This window comes from Pontibacter saemangeumensis (assembly GCF_039541895.1).
GTDB classification, from domain to species: Bacteria; Bacteroidota; Bacteroidia; order Cytophagales; family Hymenobacteraceae; genus Pontibacter; species Pontibacter saemangeumensis.
The window spans coordinates 308,637-326,161 of the sequence record NZ_BAABHC010000004.1 but is presented as its reverse complement, the minus strand read 5'-3'; the positions used below and the strand labels follow the sequence as shown (position 1 = coordinate 326,161).

Annotated in this window: 18 protein-coding genes; 3 read left to right on the top strand and 15 right to left on the bottom strand. The window is 50.9% G+C overall.

What is annotated here, in order from left to right; genetic code table 11:
* The first annotated feature begins 58 nt into the window (after positions 1 to 58).
* A complete protein-coding gene (gene kdsA, locus ABD920_RS06040; RefSeq protein ID WP_345157530.1) occupies positions 59 to 871 on the top strand; it encodes a 3-deoxy-8-phosphooctulonate synthase in 813 nt (270 codons plus the stop codon).
* Positions 872 to 939: 68 nt separating this feature from the next.
* Here the strand turns inward: kdsA and ABD920_RS06035 are convergent, their stop codons facing one another.
* Both ABD920_RS06035 and apaG read right to left on the bottom strand, forming a co-directional pair.
* On the bottom strand, positions 940 to 1,725 hold the full coding sequence (locus tag ABD920_RS06035) for an O-methyltransferase (protein ID WP_345157529.1): 786 nt from the start codon (positions 1,723 to 1,725) through the stop codon (positions 940 to 942).
* A gap of 99 nt (positions 1,726 to 1,824) precedes the next feature.
* A complete protein-coding gene (apaG, locus tag ABD920_RS06030; RefSeq protein ID WP_345157528.1) occupies positions 1,825 to 2,211 on the bottom strand; it encodes a Co2+/Mg2+ efflux protein ApaG in 387 nt (128 codons plus the stop codon).
* A 97-nt stretch (positions 2,212 to 2,308) separates the two neighbouring features.
* Here apaG and ung point away from each other — a divergent pair, with 97 nt between their 5' ends.
* Both ung and arsC read left to right on the top strand, forming a co-directional pair.
* The gene (ung, locus tag ABD920_RS06025; RefSeq protein ID WP_345157527.1) at positions 2,309 to 2,971 is read left to right on the top strand and encodes a uracil-DNA glycosylase; all 663 of its coding nucleotides are present in this window, start codon (positions 2,309 to 2,311) and stop codon (positions 2,969 to 2,971) included.
* 90 nt (positions 2,972 to 3,061) lie between these two features.
* Positions 3,062 to 3,403: an arsenate reductase (glutaredoxin) gene (gene arsC, locus ABD920_RS06020; RefSeq protein WP_345157526.1), complete on the top strand. Its 342-nt coding sequence runs from the start codon at positions 3,062 to 3,064 to the stop codon at positions 3,401 to 3,403.
* 764 nt (positions 3,404 to 4,167) lie between these two features.
* Here the strand turns inward: arsC and lepB are convergent.
* The 13 genes from lepB to dinB form a co-directional block, all read right to left on the bottom strand.
* Positions 4,168 to 5,274 (bottom strand): signal peptidase I, encoded by a 1,107-nt coding sequence (gene lepB, locus ABD920_RS06015; protein ID WP_345157524.1) that lies wholly within the window; start codon positions 5,272 to 5,274, stop codon positions 4,168 to 4,170.
* Positions 5,275 to 5,289: 15 nt separating this feature from the next.
* Positions 5,290 to 6,006, bottom strand: coding sequence for a 4-hydroxy-tetrahydrodipicolinate reductase (dapB, locus tag ABD920_RS06010; RefSeq protein WP_345157522.1), 717 nt, complete (start codon positions 6,004 to 6,006; stop codon positions 5,290 to 5,292).
* Positions 6,003 to 6,680: a DUF5683 domain-containing protein gene (locus ABD920_RS06005; RefSeq protein ID WP_345157520.1), complete on the bottom strand. Its 678-nt coding sequence runs from the start codon at positions 6,678 to 6,680 to the stop codon at positions 6,003 to 6,005. The genes dapB and ABD920_RS06005 overlap by 4 nt, the downstream gene beginning before the upstream one ends.
* Before the next feature lie 7 nt (positions 6,681 to 6,687).
* Complete coding sequence (locus ABD920_RS06000) at positions 6,688 to 7,602, bottom strand: ParB/RepB/Spo0J family partition protein (protein WP_345157519.1); 915 nt, start codon at positions 7,600 to 7,602, stop codon at positions 6,688 to 6,690.
* A gap of 13 nt (positions 7,603 to 7,615) precedes the next feature.
* On the bottom strand, positions 7,616 to 8,398 hold the full coding sequence (locus tag ABD920_RS05995) for a ParA family protein (RefSeq protein ID WP_345157516.1): 783 nt from the start codon (positions 8,396 to 8,398) through the stop codon (positions 7,616 to 7,618).
* Between the two features lie 7 nt (positions 8,399 to 8,405).
* Complete coding sequence (locus tag ABD920_RS05990) at positions 8,406 to 9,086, bottom strand: metal-dependent hydrolase (protein WP_345157515.1); 681 nt, start codon at positions 9,084 to 9,086, stop codon at positions 8,406 to 8,408.
* A gap of 660 nt (positions 9,087 to 9,746) precedes the next feature.
* The gene (locus ABD920_RS05985; RefSeq protein WP_345157514.1) at positions 9,747 to 10,586 is read right to left on the bottom strand and encodes a DUF2382 domain-containing protein; all 840 of its coding nucleotides are present in this window, start codon (positions 10,584 to 10,586) and stop codon (positions 9,747 to 9,749) included.
* Positions 10,587 to 10,634: 48 nt separating this feature from the next.
* The gene (locus tag ABD920_RS05980; protein WP_345157513.1) at positions 10,635 to 11,210 is read right to left on the bottom strand and encodes a YsnF/AvaK domain-containing protein; all 576 of its coding nucleotides are present in this window, start codon (positions 11,208 to 11,210) and stop codon (positions 10,635 to 10,637) included.
* Positions 11,211 to 11,379: 169 nt separating this feature from the next.
* The gene (locus ABD920_RS05975) at positions 11,380 to 11,892 is read right to left on the bottom strand and encodes a DUF6438 domain-containing protein (RefSeq protein ID WP_345157512.1); all 513 of its coding nucleotides are present in this window, start codon (positions 11,890 to 11,892) and stop codon (positions 11,380 to 11,382) included.
* Complete coding sequence (locus tag ABD920_RS05970; RefSeq protein ID WP_345157511.1) at positions 11,889 to 12,488, bottom strand: hypothetical protein; 600 nt, start codon at positions 12,486 to 12,488, stop codon at positions 11,889 to 11,891. The genes ABD920_RS05975 and ABD920_RS05970 overlap by 4 nt, the downstream gene beginning before the upstream one ends.
* Positions 12,489 to 12,575: 87 nt before the next feature.
* Entirely contained in the window at positions 12,576 to 14,408 is a 1,833-nt protein-coding gene (yidC, locus tag ABD920_RS05965) for a membrane protein insertase YidC (RefSeq protein WP_345157509.1), read from the bottom strand.
* Positions 14,409 to 14,439: 31 nt separating this feature from the next.
* Entirely contained in the window at positions 14,440 to 16,053 is a 1,614-nt protein-coding gene (gene pyrG, locus ABD920_RS05960; protein WP_345157508.1) for a CTP synthase, read from the bottom strand.
* Between the two features lie 286 nt (positions 16,054 to 16,339).
* Positions 16,340 to 17,428 (bottom strand): DNA polymerase IV, encoded by a 1,089-nt coding sequence (gene dinB / locus ABD920_RS05955; protein WP_486357929.1) that lies wholly within the window; start codon positions 17,426 to 17,428, stop codon positions 16,340 to 16,342.
* Positions 17,429 to 17,525: the final 97 nt, after the last annotated feature.

Genomic DNA, 17,525 nt, shown 5'->3' with positions numbered 1-17,525 from the left:
TCTTAAATCTAAAATGAAAACTTACCTTTGTTGAGTCAACTAACTATGGATATAAGCTATGTTTGAGATACCGAAATTAAAACACACCGCTAGCGGCAACTTCTTCCTGATGGCCGGCCCCTGCGCGATTGAAGGCGAGGACATGGCGATGCGCATTGCAGAGCGCCTGAAGGTGCTGACAGATAACCTGCAGGTGCCGTGGATATTCAAAGGGTCCTACCGTAAAGCCAACCGCTCGCGCCTCGACTCTTTCACGGGCATTGGGGATGAGAAGGCGCTGCGCATCTTACAGAAAGTAAGCCAGGAGTTTGACGTGCCCACGGTAACGGACATACATGAGACAAAAGAAGCGGCAATGGCTGCCGAGTACGTGGATGTGTTGCAGATACCGGCGTTCCTCTGCCGGCAGACCGACCTGCTGATTGCCGCTGCCGAAACAGGCAAAGTAGTGAACATCAAGAAAGGCCAGTTCCTGTCAGGGGGCGCCATGCGTTTTGCCGTGGAGAAAATTAATGACTCCGGAAACCAGAAAGTGATTCTGACGGACAGGGGCAACTCCTTTGGCTATTCCGACCTGGTGGTGGATTTCAGGAACCTGCCGGAAATGCAGTCTTTCGGGGTGCCTGTGGTGATGGACGTGACGCACTCCCTGCAGCAGCCGAACCAGAGCTCGGGTGTGACCGGCGGCAAACCGGCGCTGATCGAAACGATTGCCAAAGCGGCCATCGCAGTAGGAGCCGATGGCCTGTTTATCGAGACGCACCCGCAGCCAGGCATTGCTAAGTCTGACGGAGCCAATATGCTGCCGCTCGACCAGCTGGAGGAACTCCTGAAAAAACTCATCCGCATCCGGCAGGCAATCGCTTCATAAATATACTGACCGACAAAGGACAACAGAATCCATATATAAATTTCCAGTCCTTTGTCGGTCAGCCTCTCTTAGAAGTGCAGCGTAAAGTGCTCTTTGGGTTGCGTGGTCCGGAAGAAGACGATACCTATAAAGAACAGGTCCACGGTCTGCATCACCTGCGGGTGCGCCTTTATTTCCTTCCACGCGCGCTTCATCTCGCCAGACCAGTAAATATCATCCAGCACAAACACGCTTTGTTCGTGGTGCCTGGCCAGGCACAACTCAAAGTAGCGCATTGTCGGGGCGTAGCGGTGATTCCCGTCGAAGAAAGCGAAATCAAGTTGCTGAACCTGTTGCAGTTGCTGCTCCAGCGTCTCGTCCAGGTTCCCCTCCACCAGGCATATATGGTGCAGGCCAAGCTGCCGGAAGTTTTCCCTGGCCACGCCTGCAATATTGGGGCACCCTTCAAACGTGTAGATGGCCGCCTGCTTCCGCGCCTCGCCTAAATAGGAGGTGGTGATGCCAAGCGAAGTGCCTAAATCAAAGATCGTCTTGGGCTGAAAGTGGTTCACGAGCCGGAAAAGCAGTTGCCCGTACTTCAGCGGCTTTGCCGAGGTACGGGCAATGTCCTTTACCTTGCGTTGCTTAGAAGGAAGGCTTTTAGAACCGGCCCCCAAATCTGTTATCTTCAACTGGCGGTTATCCTGCAGCAATTTGAGGCGCAGGGTCTCCACGTGGGTGTAGGCCGGGAAATAGCCTGTATGCCTCAGAACGTTGTGGTAGAGATCAAAGATAAAAGGGGAGTGGACGCCATGTAACTTGAAGGCACGGGCACGGTACAGCAGGTAGTCAGCGGCTAATCGGAGGGGAGACAAAGCGATTGATACAGGACTTTGAGTGTAAGGCAATATATGGCAGCGAGTTCAGGAGCAGTACAAAGTGCCTGAACCTGTGGTATTAGTTAAAGCCTGATTTCAATTGAGTTTATAGGGCACCACCAGGGTAAATTCAGGGATAGAGACATGGAACTGGCGTCCGTCGATCATGCGCTCCATCAGGTAGGTGCCGCGCATTTTGCCAATGCCGGTCTTCAGGTTGCACCCAGACACGTACTCATGCATCTCTCCAGGCTCCAGCACGGGCTGCTGCCCAACCACACCTTCGCCCTCTACCTCCCGCACCACACCTGTGGCATCGTGTATATGCCAGTGGCGGCGCAGCAGCTTCACGGTAAACTCGCTGTGGTTCTCAATTCGGATCTTATAGGCAAAAACGAAGTGCTGCTGCACCGGGCTCGAGTAGTCGGGCAGGTAGTTGGCCGTAACCGTCACTTTAACACCTTCTGTTGTTTTTGTATCCATGACCGTGCGTTTTTTGTATACTAAGAAACCAATGCAGCGGCAGCCTGTTGCTACAGTGGCTTTATATGCTTTTCCTAACCTGACCGATTAAAACAGCATGAATGTAAAGATAGAAGAAAGCTGGCAAAATGTACTGCAAGATGAATTTGAAAAGCCTTATTTCAAAAATCTTGTGTCTTTTGTTAAAGACGAATACACCTCGCAAAAAGTTTATCCGGCGGGCACCCAAATCTTCAACGCTTTTGCGAAATGCCCTTTTAACGAGGTGAAGGTCGTGATACTGGGCCAGGACCCTTACCACGGGCCTAACCAGGCTAACGGCCTCGCCTTCTCCGTGAGCGACCACGTGCGGGTCCCGCCCTCGTTGCTGAACATCTTTAAGGAGATAAAAAACGACCTCGGGAAAGAGATGCCCGCCACCGGGAACCTCGAGCGCTGGGCAGAGCAGGGCGTGCTGCTGCTGAACGCCACCCTCACGGTACGGGCCGCCAATGCCGGGTCGCACCAGAAAAAAGGCTGGGAGGAGTTTACGGACGCCGTGATACAGAAAGTGAACGATCTGAAGGAGCACGTGGTGTTTATGCTGTGGGGCGCCTATGCACAGAAAAAAGGGGCTATTATTGATGAGCGGAAGCACCTGGTGTTAAAGGCCGCGCATCCGTCGCCTTTCGCCGCAGACAGGGGCTTCTTCGGCACCCACCATTTCAGCAAGGCCAACAAATACCTGCAGGAGCATGGCAAGGAGCCCATTGACTGGTAACTACTTTTCAGAACTCATCAAAGGGATTTTTATATATAGCTTGCTGCTCACGTAGCACAACTTCTTTTAAACACGCTTTTTATATATTATATGTTGACGATATACCACAACAACCGATGCAGCAAGAGCAGGCAGGCATTGGAATTACTGCAGCGTTCGGGGCAGGAGGTGGAGGTGGTGGAGTACCTCAAAAAGCCACCGACAGCCGCGCAGCTAAAGGCTGTTCTGCAAAAATTGAATATGAAGCCGGAGCAGCTTTTACGGAAAGGGGAGGCGCTTTATAAGGAAAGCTTTAAGGACAAAACTCTGACGGATGAGGAGTGGCTAAAGGTGATGGTGGAAAACCCGGTGCTCATAGAGCGGCCTATCGTGCTGAAAGGTGAAAAAGCCGTACTTGGGCGGCCGCCGGAGAAGGTGTTGGAATTGCTGTAACGTACTTGGCTTTGCGGTGGCGTAGCTATCGTAAAGGTTTAATTTTGAAATGTAATTTTAAGTCCATAACAACCCTTCTTTAGCTTTGTACTTTAGCTTCTTCTCTTGAAAATAATTGATAAGTTCATTGTAATGCCATCCTGAAGGAATGTAAAAATTGTACTTCAAGTGTTTGCCCTCCAAAGTAAACATCACTTCGTTCTCATCTCCCTGCGCATTCTGGTACTGGCTAAAAGAGGGACCTCCTTCATAATTCAAAAGATTGAGACGGAGGTTTTCCAATTCATATATATTGAATCTTATGTTAAGTAGAGTGATAGTGTTATCTTCTATAATTAGGTTACTGGGTACTATTCCTTTGTCTCTCGTCCTAAGCAAAACGAACTTGCCAATTGTGGACAAAGTGGTAGCTATTATGAAAGATACTATTGCCCCCCAAGTCACCTCTAAACTTGCGAAAATAGCGGCAATAAGATAAAAGATAATGCCATACTGGTACATCTCTCCCTTCCGAGACCGATACTCTTCTGTAGCTTGTATGTCTCTTATGAAGAGGTAACTCTTAAAATACATCATTACTTATATTTCACAACTTGCGGATATACGTGAACTTAATCTTAGAGGCTCTATAGCTATAGGTGCTATAGGTGCTATAGCCACTTTATCATATATGTTCCAGCTAATTTAAATTTTATAGTGAAGTCGAGAACGAAAAAAGCCGGGTATATGAAGCCCGGCTTTTTTTCTGCTATATATAGTTTGTCTTACTCGATCGTTTTGAATATCCTGTTCCAGCGTATCCTGTCCAGGAAGCTGCCCTCCGGGTCTGTGGACATCCAGATCATGACGGCCTTTCCCACCACGTGGTCAGCCGGCACGTAGCCCCAGTAGCGGGAGTCGAGGGAGTTGTGGCGATTGTCACCCATCATAAAGTAGTAGTCCTGCTTAAAAGTATACTGGTTCGCTTCCTGTCCATCTATATAGAGCTTTCCGTCACGTACCTCCGCATTGTCGTTGTGCTCATACTCCAGGATCACTTTTTCGTAAAAAGGGAGCGACTCCGGTGTAATGGCCACGGTGGCACCTTCCTTCGGTATATAGATCGGGCCGTAATTATCTTTGTTCCATTCATATACGCTCGGAACGTGCGGGAATACTTCCGGGTCAGCCTTGCCGGGCAGGTCCTTCAGCAGGATCACCTCTTTGATAAAATCCAGCTTCCCTATTTCGCTGGCCAGCTCAGGGGAGGCGTCTACCACGTAGCCGTTCTCATAAGGGATCACGTCGCGCAGGTTGATGTTACGGTCCTGGAAAAACTTCTCCGACAGCTGCGTATTGGGTACCAGCAGGTATTTATACTGCAGCCCATCCGGGTTGTCGGCGGCCTTACCGTTTATATATACCTGCATGTCCCGCACTTCGAGGGAGTCACCGGGCATTCCGATTCCTCGCTTGATATAGTTCGTGCGCAGGTCAGCAGGGTGTTGCTCTTCAGGCGGGTAGTTAAACACCACCACATCGTTGTGCTGCACTTCGGAGAAGCCCGGCAGGCGGTGCGGTGTGAGCTGGATGGCGTCGGAATAAGAGGGGATGTTGGTGCCCCAGATCGTCTGGTGCGTGAGCGGCACCTGCAGGGGCGTCATGGGCGTGCGCGGGCCATAGTGCAGCTTGCTCACAAACAGGAAATCGCCCACCAGCAACGACTTCTCCATGGAAGGAGTGGGGATGGTATAAGCCTCAAACGTGGCCCAGCGTATTAAGCTGGCAGCCACAACGGCAAACAGGATAGCATCGCCCCATTCCCGGGCAAAGCTTTTCTTTTTCTTTGGGGCTTTCGTTTGCGGCGATTTCTCCCAAAATTTTACATTCATCTGCAATAGCTATGGTTACAGGTTCAGCATGTCTTTCATGCCATATACGCCTACGCGGCCAACGAGCCACTCTGCTGCCATCACGGCACCTTCGGCAAAACCAGCTCGGCTATGGGCAATATGGCCGAGCTCTATCTGGTCAATTTCAGAGCTGTAGGTTACAACATGCGTGCCTACTACATCCGGCTCGCGCTCTGAAATGATGTTTAATTTACTTTTTTCTTCCGGATTATCAGCCACCCATCCTTCTAAGTTTGTGTAACTGGATAGAATACCCTCGGCTGTGGTGATGCCTGTTCCGCTGGGCTTGTCTACTTTTTGCAGGTGATGCACTTCCCGGACTGAAACCTCATATGCCTTATAGTCCTTCATTTTGCTGGCAATGTACTCATTAAAATGAAAGAAAAGATTAACGCCCACGCTGTAGTTAGAGGCGTAGAAGAAGGCTCCCTTCTGCTTCAGGCACAGGGCCACGGCTTCCTCCAGCCTGTCCAGCCAGCCCGTGGAGCCGGACACTACCGGAATACCGTGCACCAGGCAGTAGCTTATATTGCCGAAGGCAGCCTCAGGGTGCGTAAACTCAATGGCAACATCGGTGTTGGCGGAAGTAAAGTTCTTTAGCTCCTGGGCATTTTCGTGGTCAACTGTCCCGATGATCTGGTGGCCTTTTGCCAAAGCCGTCTGCTCAATGGTCTTTCCCATTTTGCCGTAGCCTATCAGTAGTATTTTCATTTCGGTCGTGTATAGAGTGTAATAGTCAGTGCCGGCGCCATAGTTGTTGTGGCGGCAGTAACAGGTATCAGGTTGGGTTGCACCCGCAGGGCCAGGTCATCGCTTACGTCAAACTCTTTCAGGTGTGCGTGCACGTAGGCTTCTGCCATTTGCAGCGCATAAGCCCCGATCGAGAGCAGCACAGTCAGGTCGCGGTTGCGGCGGTAATAGTCGCGGCGGAATTTTATATTTCGGAGCGCATCGCCCCCGAACGTTTCGTTAAGGGAGGGAAACTCCGGATTATTGGCATATTCGTCTACTGTCGTGGAATCTTTGTCTGACCGAAGCAGCAGCGCAGTGCGGAAGCTCTGGTATTTAGTGTTGTTGTCAATTAAAAAGTATCCCAACACAGCGCCTGTTGCATATACGATCGGTATTTTCCAGTAGGCTTTGTTATAAAACTGGCCACCGCCCGGTATCACGGCAGACCATAGCGCCGCTTTGGCAGGTCGATCAAGGTTTTTTATATTCTTGAAGTTCGCTAAAAAGAAGCCCTTGTCACCCTCCAGTGTGTCAGGCACTAGCACACGGACTGAATCTGCACCTTCGGTAATGACCTGCGCCTGGGCAGGAGCCGGTGCAAAATACAGGAGAAATCCTGTCAGGAGTGCCGCTAAGCCAGCGTTCAGCCTCATGTGCCTTTTAGTAATTTAAGATCTCCAGGATCCGGTTCAGCTCCTCCACCGTCAGGAAGGGAATTTTTATCTCACCCTTTCCCTCGTTATTAGCCTTTACCTGGATTTTTGTGCCGAACTGGGAGGAGAGCTTTGTCTCCACGGTTTTCAGCTCGTCGTCGTATTTGTTGAAGTTGAGCTTATGCTGCGCATCCGGCTTCTTGTTGGCGTTCTGCAGGTTGCGCACCAGTTCTTCTACCTTGCGTACCGATAACTCTTTTGCCACCACCTCCTTAAACACGTCCAGTTGCTTCTCTACTGTATCTATGTTGATGAGGGCGCGGGCGTGCCCCATGCTGATGATGTTGTCGCGCAGCGCGATCTGGATGTCAGGCGGCAACTTAAGCAGCCGCAGGTAATTTGTAACGGTGGTGCGCTTTTTACCAACCCTTTCGCCGAGTTCTTCCTGTTTCAGGCTGCACTCCGACAGCAGGCGCTGGTAGGAGAGGGCGATTTCGATGGCGTTCAGGTTCTCGCGCTGAATGTTCTCGATCAAAGCCATCTCCAGCATCTGCTGGTCATCGGCCTTGCGTATATAGGCCGGTATCACTGCAAGGCCGGCGATTTTAGAGGCCTGGTAGCGACGCTCGCCTGCAATCAGCTGGTAAGTATGCTGGTCGAGTTGACGAACCGTGATGGGCTGGATAATGCCCTGCACTTTAATAGACTCTGCCAGTTCTTCCAGTGCCGTCTGGTCAAAGTGCGTGCGGGGCTGGTAAGGGTTCGTCTGGATCTGATCAATAGCTATGTCTGCGATGGTGTTGACTTCGTTAGTGGTGGAAGATTCGGTTTTTCCGGTGTACTTGTTACCCTCCAGGAGAGAACCAAGGCCCCTGCCGAGGCCGCCTTTGCGTTTCGCTGCTGAATTTTTGTTGTCAGACATGTAATCTTTAAAATTATTTCTCCAGCGCTACGCTGTTTTTCTCTGCAATTTCGCGGGCCAGGTTCAGGTAACTCAAAGCCCCCTTGCTCTCTGCGTCGTGCAGGAGGGCCGGTATGCCAAAGCTCGGCGATTCGCTCAACTTCACGTTCCGCGGTATGATCGTGTCGAACACCATCTGCTGGAAGTGTGTCTTCACCTCTTCCACTACCTGGTTGCTCAGGCGGAGGCGCACATCATACATCGTCAGTAGGATGCCTTCGATGGCCAGTTCCGGGTTCAGCCGCGACTGAATGATCTTGATGGTGTTCAGGAGCTTACCCAAACCCTCCAGCGCAAAATACTCGCACTGTACCGGGATCACCACAGAGTCAGCCGCCGTGAGCGAGTTCACCGTGATCAAACCCAGTGAGGGAGAGCAGTCTATGATAATGAAGTCATAGTTTTGCTTCAGGCTTTTAAGGGCCTCCCGCATCTTCTCCTCCCGGTTGGGGATGTTGATCATCTCCACTTCAGCGCCTACCAGGTCTATATGGGACGGGATGAGGTCGAGGAACTCGATGTTGGGCGACTGCAGGATGATTTCTTCTGCGGCTACTTCCTCCACCATGCATTCATATATGCTGCTGGTGATGGTCGCCGGGTCGAAGCCTAGGCCCGAGGTGGCGTTTGCCTGCGGGTCTGCGTCAACTAAAAGCGTTTTATATTCAAGCGCTGCCAAACTCGCTGCCAGGTTGATGGCCGTCGTGGTTTTACCTACCCCACCTTTTTGGTTTGCAACTGCAATTATTTTTCCCATTCTAGAATTATAGGTTAATAGTCTGACCTATCTCCATTAGTATAAGTTCTTTGTCTGCCAACTGTGCCACTTCCTTCGCTTCGGCTTTGTCTATTTCGATGTAAGGGAAGGTATCGTAGTGCATGCCGATGATCGTGTCTGTCTGCACGAAATCAGCGGCCAGCACGGCATCATGTATATCCATGGTAAAGTTATCGCCGATCGGCAACAGCGCGAAGTCAAGGTCATACTGCTCCGGTATCAGCTTCATGTCAAAGGTCAGGGCCGTGTCACCGGCGAAGTAGAAGGTCGTGCCCTCTGTCTCGATCACAAAGCCTGCTGCCACGCCTCCGTTAGAGCCGTCGGGCAACGAACTGGAGTGCACGGCGCTCACCATTTTCACTGTACCAAACGGCATGGTCACCTTCCCGCCAATGTTCATGGGGTGTGTTTTGCCGATTCCTTTGTTGCTGTACCAGGTGGCGATCTCATGGATGGCCACAATAGTCGCATTGTTGTTGCGCGCGATCTGCTCTGCGTCATATACATGGTCTTGGTGGCCGTGCGAGAGCAGGATATAATCAGCTTTTATGGCATTAACGTCTATCTGGGAAGCAAGCTCATTTGGAGAGATGAAAGGATCGAACAAGACGCGATGTTGCCCGATTTCAAATAAGAAGCAAGATTGACCGTAGTACGTAATATTCATAATGTAGCGTTTTTGGTGATTTATATGTCCGGGCACGATACCGAACGCTGGCACAAAGATACGATATTTTACCCACAAAGACGGGCGCAAGTTTGAACACAAAGTATATTTTTATACACAGCAGAGGCACCCGAATCCCTGGGGTGCAGGTTTATAAAACTGGAACGGACAAAAAGACATTTCGGTATATATGGGTAATGTAACAGCCCCCTTCACTTGCGTTATCCGGCAACTTAATACTAATATTCGAAAACCTGAATGTGCCATAATGAACCCCTATGGCTCGAGGAGTTGGTGTAGATGAGATCGCTAAAAATTAGATTCAATAAGCTTCAGCAATAGACATGGCTTTGTTATCCTTTCTCAGGTCGTTAAAGTTTGCCACTAGTTTTCACTTTTGTTTGAGGTAAGGACTATGTTGACTTTAAGAATTACATTAAGAGTGTAACGGCCTGCTGGAGTTATATATAAGGTTCCCAAACAATAGGGTATGTTTAGTAGGATCAGGTGTAAATAATAATACCCTGTAACTTTGTATCTCCTCGGCACCAGTACATACTCAAAAGTTTATTAGGCCAGCCTATATATACCAAAAAGCGGCAGCTGAAAGTTCAGCTGCCGCTTTAAATAGGAAGGCTTTAGCCTCTCAATCAAAGATAATTATTTATTTCTCTGATTCCGCACATCATTGCTGTTCGAGTTATTTCGCTTTGCGTCGATCTCATTTATATCCACATCAGTTTTACGGACCGTTTCCCGCACAGTCTCATCACGCGTGGTGGTTTCTTTTCCTAGTTTAACCTCCTCCACTACGCGGGCCTCCTTGCTAACAAGCGGCACCTCTGCATGTTCTATAATTTCAGTTTCACCGCTTTTAAAGGTAGCAAAGTCTTTTTCTGTTGCCGGACGGTTTACTGGCTGCCGTTCTACATGAACGTGCTCTTCGCGCAGGCGCAGGTGCTCTTCTACCGGCTTCTCAACGATACGGCTTCTAACCCGCACGCCACCAGTTTCAACTTCACGCTTTCCTACTTTCATCTCCTCCTGCACCACTGGTATAGAAGAGTTTATCCATTTGTTTCTTTCTTCACGCGGCATTTTCTTGTACTTTTCAGCACGGTCGTCCACGTCTATCGCGCCATACTTGTCCAGTAACTCTGCGGCGCGCTTGGCCTCCTCATCTGACTGCGTGTGCACGGCTACAATCGAACCATGCTGCGCTACCTCAGAATATTTAATTGACTCGTCTTTGTTGTCGAACAATGATTCAAAAAAGCCCGTGTCCTTGTCGTTTCTGGTGCCGGGTGTGGTATCCGTCCTGTTGGTAGTTGCTGTGTTGGGAGTAGTGGCCTTGTTTAAAGGGTTTCCGTGCCGGTCTGTTGCGCCTCTTACGGCTACATCAATTTTGCTTTCCGGAATTCCGTTGCTCATTAATTTCTGAGCTGCCATTTGTGCGTCTACTCCATAATCGAATATTCCTATTACTGTTTGTCCTTTCATAGTTTGTTCTCCTTTATATTTGGTTGCGATAAATCTAAAGCCTGATTATCAGACTCGTCTCGGGCTATCTCCGTTGGGATCTACCCGATCCACGTTCACCTCTTCTTTGCGAAGTGTAACATGTTGTGTTTCGTGTGTCTCAATCTTCCTTTTTGTGACGCGTAACTCTTCAACTAGTTTAAGTCGCTTCACCAGCACCAACTCCTCGTGTACGACCGGGATAATCATTACATCGCCTTCGTAACGGATAGAGGGCGGGGCCGATTCTACAAATTCATTTATAGGCACACGTTCTACATTCACTTCTTCGTGCACGGTAGGCACGTCTACTGAGACATCTTCCTCGTGCACATCTTTGTATATGTTCACCCGGCCGGTTTCAACAGTTTTCTTGTTAATTCTCACCTGCTCTTCCACAACCGGTATATACTCCGTTTCATCATTCACCCGCTGTGTGGGAGCGGGCGTCGCATTGTCTCTGTCATAGGTTTCTTCTCTGAAAGAGTCCCTTTTTCTGACAGTGTCCGCATCTCGCAGGGAGGTATCTTCTCGCTTTGCTGCAAGCTCACTCTCTCTGAGTTTTTGCTCGAATTCCGATTGTACTTTATCTCCTCTGTTTTTCATCTTATTTTAGTATGGCCATATTAAAATATAGCTTTTACGAGTATATAACTGTTAAAGCCTCTGTATTTTTGTACGGGGCAGCGGGCTTATTGTTTAACTTTTCCGGGATCGGCAACTCGTTTAGCCAATCATTATGGCGGATTTATCAGTGGATATAAAAGGGTGACAATTAATTGGGGGGCAAGCTTTTTTGCTTCGTCCTGTGCTCTAAGAGGGCGCCTGTAAATGCAATAAATTCTACTAATGCTGCGGGGCCTCCTTCCTCGTGCTTCACGCGCTTCACTGCTTTTCCCTCTTTGTAAAAAGTGAGGTAAGTGGAGGATATATCGGACCAATCTGAGAGATAGCTGTTCTGGAGAAGTTTGTAGTCCAATGCAGCTATTTTCTGTTTAAGCTGCTGCAACTCCTGGACTGTTAGTTGGAGGCGAAGTGTGTCCTGCGCGTGCGCATTTTTGAAAGGCACAACGGTAGCGCTGCCATCCATATAGACTGCGGCGTTATAGGCCAGGCAAGATCCAAGGCAGGGCGTTTTTTGAAATGACAGCAGCGGCTGCACGACCTCCTGCAAGGCTGGCTTCTTTTGTGCCGAAAAGGTGCTGCAGCCCGCCGACAAGAAGCAAGCAATATAGTAGAGCAGCAAAAGTGACTTTGGTGCCCTGTTATATATGCTACTAAAGCTCATGGCGCGGGTTCTGGGAGTTTCCTGAATTTCCCATCTCTGAACTCATACGCCTGCGGGGCACAGTCCGGGCACGCGGCATAGTTTAAAGCAGAGTCGGGGGGATTGAGAATGAACAGGCGGCTGTCTGGCGTGAAGCTGGCGCCTGCGTTTCCCTGCAGTTTATACAGCACCCTGCCGCTCTCCCGGTCTACGACATAATGTGTCTGGCAGCCTGTTCCGCAGCCAATAGTTACTACAGTATACTTACCGGCAAAATTCACTCCTTCATGCAGGGCCTTGCGGATGGCGGTGCGATAGGCACGGGCATCGCGGTGGCTGCTTTCATCCAGCGGGGCGAGCCGTCCCCGGTACATATCGCCTACAGCATACTGCCCGTCAGTGCGGTATTTCTCCATCGTAATGCGGTAGCGCTCATATAGGTCCGGGTTCTCATTGTCCGTGATAGGCATTTCAATGGAGTCTTCGGCCAATTGCTCCTGAAGCTGCGGGTGTGTGCTGGCTAAAGTGCCGTCCTCTTCAGTGCCCTGCTGGCAACTACTGGGAAGGAGGGCAAGCAGCAGCAAACCATATAGGATGTAGTTTCTCTTTCTGTGCATAGTTTTCTTACGTGCCAAGGGCGGGTATAGCTACAAAAAAAGCCTCTCCTTGGCTGGAGAGGCTTTTCTGTCTTAGGCATGATGAGGTTATTTTTTGGCTTTTCGCTTCTGCTGCTCTTTTTCGGAGGCCTGGCGCATGGCTTCCTGCATACGCTCTGTAAAGGATGGCCCGCCTGTTTTCTTCTTTTCCTTTAGCTTGTGCTTGTTTTCTTCCAGCCGCGCCCTGATCTTGCCTTCGTCCACAAACTTGCGGATGGCTGCCTGCTGGCCAAACGTCACGATGTTAGACATGAAGTAATAGAAGGAGAGGCCCGCCGGATATGAGTTCAGTACGAACATAAAGATGAACGGCATGAGGTAGCTGTAGAACTTCATCGGCCCCTGCATCGTGTTCACCTGGTTGTTCGACCAGGTATAAAGGATGGTGGAAGCCGTCATGAGGAGTGTGAACATACTCACGTGATCGCCATAAAAAGGAATGGTGAATGGCAAACGCATGAATACATCATAGGTAGAAAGGTCAGAGGCCCAAAGGAAAGCCTCCTGCCGCAATTCGATGGAGTTCGGGAAGAAGTTGAACATCGCAAACAGGATCGGGATCTGCAGTAGCATCGGGATACAGCCGCTGACGGGGTTCACGCCCATTTCCTGGTAGAGTTTCATCGTCTCCATCTGCGTCTTCTGCATATCGCCGTCGTTGCGCTCCTTGATCGCGTCAATCTCAGGCTTCAGCACCTTCATCTTCGCCATCGACACATATGATTTATAGGTGAGCGGGAAGAGGATGGTTTTAATATATAAAACAAGCAGGATGATGATCAGTCCGTAGTTGCCAATATAGTTCTCCAGGAAATCGAAGGCCGGGATGATGATCCACTTGTTCACATATGAGAAAATACCCCACCCAAGGTCCAGGTTCTTATCAAAGTCATGGCCGATGTGCTTCAGGATCTTGTAATCATTCGGTCCGAAGTAGAACATGAACTCTCCCTTGCCGGTTAGCACGTCCTGTGTCGGGATAAGGATCTGGGAGGCCATGGTCTTCACAACTGAAGAATCGGCCGGGTCAACGGAAGCCTCCATTTTGGCACCGGCAAACTGGTTGCCCGCTATGATACCGGCGGTGAAGAAGTTCTGCTTGTTGGCCACCCACTTCACGGGCTCCTCCAGCACTTCCGTTTCTGTTGTTTCAGAAATAGAGAGATAGTCGTAGCCGCTCTCCACAGTCGCAAAGTTAATTGTGGACTTTGCCCGGTTCTGCGCTATATCGCGCTCCAGTTGCTTCAGGCGGTCGCTCCACGTAAAGGTGATGGTATTGCCGCTCACCTGGCGCTCCAGCCCTGCAAAATCAAGCTTGTAGCCCAGCAGGAAGTTTTCGTCGAACAGCGTATATGCCTGCTCGATGTACTGCCCGTCGCCCAGCTGCGCCCGGAAGGTAAGCGTTTTGCCGGAGGTGTTGCCTTCGCCCTTCACATCCTTTATTTCGGAGGCCGTGAAATAGAGGTCAGAGAGCTTTACCTGCTTCCCATCGCTGGTCGTAAACGTGATATCGGTATTGCTGCTTTCGCTGTCGAACAGCACCAGCGGCTCTCCCTGATAGGTTTCGTAATTCTTCAGCAGTACTTCCTCCACCTGTCCGCCTTTGGAGCTGAAGGAAACGCGGAGGTTCTGGTTCTCGAGGGTAGTTGTTTTCTCCTCGCCGGTGGCGGCAGCGCTAAAAGCACCCAGAGCCGTGGCTCTGCGGGCCTGGGCCAGCGAGTCGTCTTCTTCCACAACCGCGGTTTGCTGCAGTTGCTCTACCTTGGCTGTCTCCTGCAATGCTGCCTGTTTAACCGGCTCTTCCGTACCCGAGAAAAAGAACGAGTAGGCCAGCAGCAGCAAGGCAATCAATCCAAAGCCAATTGCTTGATTTCTATCCATTTACTAATATGTTGAATTGTGTGTATTGTGCTTATTTAGATTTAGCGTAATTAATAGCCGCCTTCACAAACTTCACGAAGAGCGGGTGCGGCGTTAAAGCTGTGCTTTTTAGCTCCGGGTGGTATTGTGCCGCGATAAACCAGGGGTGGTTGTGCAGTTCGATCACCTCCACCAGCCCTGTGTCCGGGTTGATGCCCGATGCCATCATTCCTGCCGCTTCGAAATCGGCTAAGTACTTGTTGTTGAACTCGTAACGGTGGCGGTGGCGCTCCGATATTTTAGCCTTGCCATATACAGAATAAGCCTTAGACCCGCGTTTTAGTTCACAAGTATAGGAACCTAATCGCATAGTTCCTCCCATTTGCTTCACTTGTTTTTGATCTTCCATCATATCGATAATCGGGTAGGGCGTGTTAGCGTCCATCTCGGTGGAGGCGGCGCCCACCAGGCCCAGCACATTGCGCGCGAACTCCACGGCGGCGCACTGCATGCCCAGGCAAATGCCCAGGAAAGGGATGTTGTTCTCCCGCACAAACCTGATGGCCTCCAGCTTGCCTCTGAACCCGCGCTCCCCAAATCCCGGTGCCACTAGCACTCCGTCCATCTGCCGCAGCAAAGACTCCACATTCTCATCGGTGATGTTCTCTGACTGGAATGATTTGATGTGCACTTTGCACTCGTTGGCAGAGCCCGCGTGCACAAACGACTCGATGATGGATTTATAAGCGTCCGGCAACTCCACGTATTTGCCGACCAGGGCAATGGTAACTTCAGCGGTCGGGTTTTTGAGGCGTCCCAGGAACTCTTTCCAGCTGTCGAGGTTCGGGTCCATGCGGTGCGGCAGCTTCAGCTTGCTGATCACGCGCTCGTCCAGCTTCTCCTTGCGCATCAGCAGCGGCACGTCATATATGGTTTCCGCATCCAGCGACTCAATCACGGAATTAGTCTTCACGTTACAGAAGAGGGCTATCTTCTTGCGCATCTCCGCCGGAAGCGGGTACTCAGAACGGCACACGAGAATATCCGGCTGCACCCCGGCCTCCGATAAAGCGCGTACCGAGTGTTGTGTCGGCTTGGTTTTCAATTCGCCGGCCGCTTTCAGGTACGGCACCAGCGTGAGGTGAATCACACAGGACTCGTGCACACCCAGTTCCCAGCGCAACTGGCGGACGGCCTCAATAAACGGAAGTGACTCTATATCGCCCACACAGCCACCAATCTCTGTAATCACGATGTCGAACTCGCCATTCTGGCCCAGAAGCAGCATACGCCGCTTGATCTCATCCGTGATGTGCGGAATTACCTGCACGGTTTTGCCCAGGTAAGCGCCCTCGCGCTCCTGCGTGATCACATGGTTGTAGATACGGCCGGTGGTGACATTGTTCGCCTGTGAGGTAGGGGTGTTGAGAAAGCGCTCGTAGTGGCCCAGGTCTAGGTCGGTTTCAGCGCCGTCTTCCGTCACGAAGCACTCGCCGTGCTCGTAGGGATTCAGCGTGCCGGGGTCTATGTTGATATATGGGTCAAATTTTTGGATGGTTACAGAGAAGCCTCTTGCCTGTAGCAGTTTAGCAAGAGAGGCGGAAATGATGCCTTTGCCAAGGGATGACGTAACGCCGCCTGTAACGAAAATGTATTTAGTAGCCATAAGTTAGGGTAAGTCTTATGGGCTGCAAAGTTACGGTTATTATTTGATTATCCTGATAAATACGGGAGCCATATCAGATAACTTACAAGATTCCTTTTAGCGACTTATATAGGAGTGGAGGTAGGTGTGCTTCTTTTAAAAAATAAATCAGCTGCTACATCTCTCCTATGTATGTGGGACAGAAGCCGCTGCTTTGCGCAAGTTGTTTGCCCCACGGAAAGGCAGTAAAGCAGGAGGCATTGCAGCCCAGGGGAATGAACCATGTTATATATAGCGAAGGCAATGACTAAAACTCTATCGTCAGCTGGTAGCCTTCCTGCTTGTCGTGCTGGTAAAGGAGGCTGGAGACGGCTATACCGAGCAAGCGCACCGGGTATGGGGGAAGCTGGGGCGTACGTAACAGGTCGCGGGCGATGGTGTAAATGGCGTCCGCGGAACTGAACCCGCTGAGGAAGGTTTTGCTGCGGGTGTTCAGCGTGAAATCGAAATACTTTATTTTAACGGTCACTGTTTTCGCTGTCGCTTGCAGCCGCGCCATATCCTGGGCCACTTCCGCCGCCAGGTAGTGCAGGCGCTCCAGCATCTCCTGTTCCTCCGTCAGGTCAACGTCAAAGGTCCGCTCTGCGCCAATAGACTTGCGGACGCGGTGCGGCTGCACCTCGCGCTCGTCCAGCGCGCGGGAGATGCGGTAATAGTAGCGGCCCACCTTCCCGAAGTTACGCACCAGTTCTTCCTCCGTGCGCTGCCGAAGGTCGGCCCCCGTTACAATGCCCATGCTTTGCATCCTGGCCGCCGTCACTTTGCCGATCCCGTGGAATTTCTCTATTGCCAGGCTGGCCACCAGTTCCTCCGCCCGGTCCGGCGTGATGAGTGTGAAACCATTGGGCTTATCCATGTCCGAGGCAATCTTCGCCAGGAATTTGTTGTATGACACGCCCGCCGACGCCGTCAGGCCTGTTTCCTCGAAAATGCGCCGTTTGATTTCTTTGGCAATGATGCTTGCAGAAGGCATCCCGATTTTGTTCTCCGTCACGTCCAGGTACGCCTCGTCAAGCGACAGCGGCTCCACCAGGTCGGTATAGGAAAAGAAGATTTCCCGGATCTGGCGCGACACGGCACTGTACACTTCAAACCTCGGTTTTACAAACAGCAGCTGCGGGCACCGCTGCGCCGCAATTTTGGAGGCGAGCGCCGAATGCACCCCAAATCTGCGCGCCTCGTAACTGGCCGCAGCCACCACGCCGCGCTCCCGCGAGCCGCCTACTGCCACCGGCTTTCCCCGCAGCGCCGGGTTGTCGCGCTGCTCCACCGACGCAAAAAAGGCGTCCATGTCCACGTGGATGATCTTTCGGATGGCTTGGCTCAAAGCTGGCAGGGTTAGGGGGCAAAGGTACAAAATAGCTCGTTTCTATCAGCCTGCAGGGCAGCCGCCCCTTTTGGATGTTTTCGGAAATCAGTTTGTAAAACTTATG

Excerpts from the sequence above, each read along its gene's own strand:
- kdsA (WP_345157530.1), top strand. The coding sequence starts at position 59 with ATGTTTGAGATACCGAAATTAAAACACACCGCTAGCGGCAACTTCTTC.
- apaG (WP_345157528.1), bottom strand. The coding sequence starts at position 2,211 with ATGGATACAAAAACAACAGAAGGTGTTAAAGTGACGGTTACGGCCAAC.
- ung (WP_345157527.1), top strand. The coding sequence starts at position 2,309 with ATGAATGTAAAGATAGAAGAAAGCTGGCAAAATGTACTGCAAGATGAA.
- arsC (WP_345157526.1), top strand. The coding sequence starts at position 3,062 with ATGTTGACGATATACCACAACAACCGATGCAGCAAGAGCAGGCAGGCA.
- lepB (WP_345157524.1), bottom strand. The coding sequence starts at position 5,274 with ATGAATGTAAAATTTTGGGAGAAATCGCCGCAAACGAAAGCCCCAAAG.
- dapB (WP_345157522.1), bottom strand. The coding sequence starts at position 6,006 with ATGAAAATACTACTGATAGGCTACGGCAAAATGGGAAAGACCATTGAG.
- ABD920_RS06005 (WP_345157520.1), bottom strand. The coding sequence starts at position 6,680 with ATGAGGCTGAACGCTGGCTTAGCGGCACTCCTGACAGGATTTCTCCTG.
- ABD920_RS06000 (WP_345157519.1), bottom strand. The coding sequence starts at position 7,602 with ATGTCTGACAACAAAAATTCAGCAGCGAAACGCAAAGGCGGCCTCGGC.
- ABD920_RS05995 (WP_345157516.1), bottom strand. The coding sequence starts at position 8,398 with ATGGGAAAAATAATTGCAGTTGCAAACCAAAAAGGTGGGGTAGGTAAA.
- ABD920_RS05990 (WP_345157515.1), bottom strand. The coding sequence starts at position 9,086 with ATGAATATTACGTACTACGGTCAATCTTGCTTCTTATTTGAAATCGGG.
- ABD920_RS05985 (WP_345157514.1), bottom strand. The coding sequence starts at position 10,586 with ATGAAAGGACAAACAGTAATAGGAATATTCGATTATGGAGTAGACGCA.
- ABD920_RS05980 (WP_345157513.1), bottom strand. The coding sequence starts at position 11,210 with ATGAAAAACAGAGGAGATAAAGTACAATCGGAATTCGAGCAAAAACTC.
- ABD920_RS05975 (WP_345157512.1), bottom strand. The coding sequence starts at position 11,892 with ATGAGCTTTAGTAGCATATATAACAGGGCACCAAAGTCACTTTTGCTG.
- ABD920_RS05970 (WP_345157511.1), bottom strand. The coding sequence starts at position 12,488 with ATGCACAGAAAGAGAAACTACATCCTATATGGTTTGCTGCTGCTTGCC.
- yidC (WP_345157509.1), bottom strand. The coding sequence starts at position 14,408 with ATGGATAGAAATCAAGCAATTGGCTTTGGATTGATTGCCTTGCTGCTG.
- pyrG (WP_345157508.1), bottom strand. The coding sequence starts at position 16,053 with ATGGCTACTAAATACATTTTCGTTACAGGCGGCGTTACGTCATCCCTT.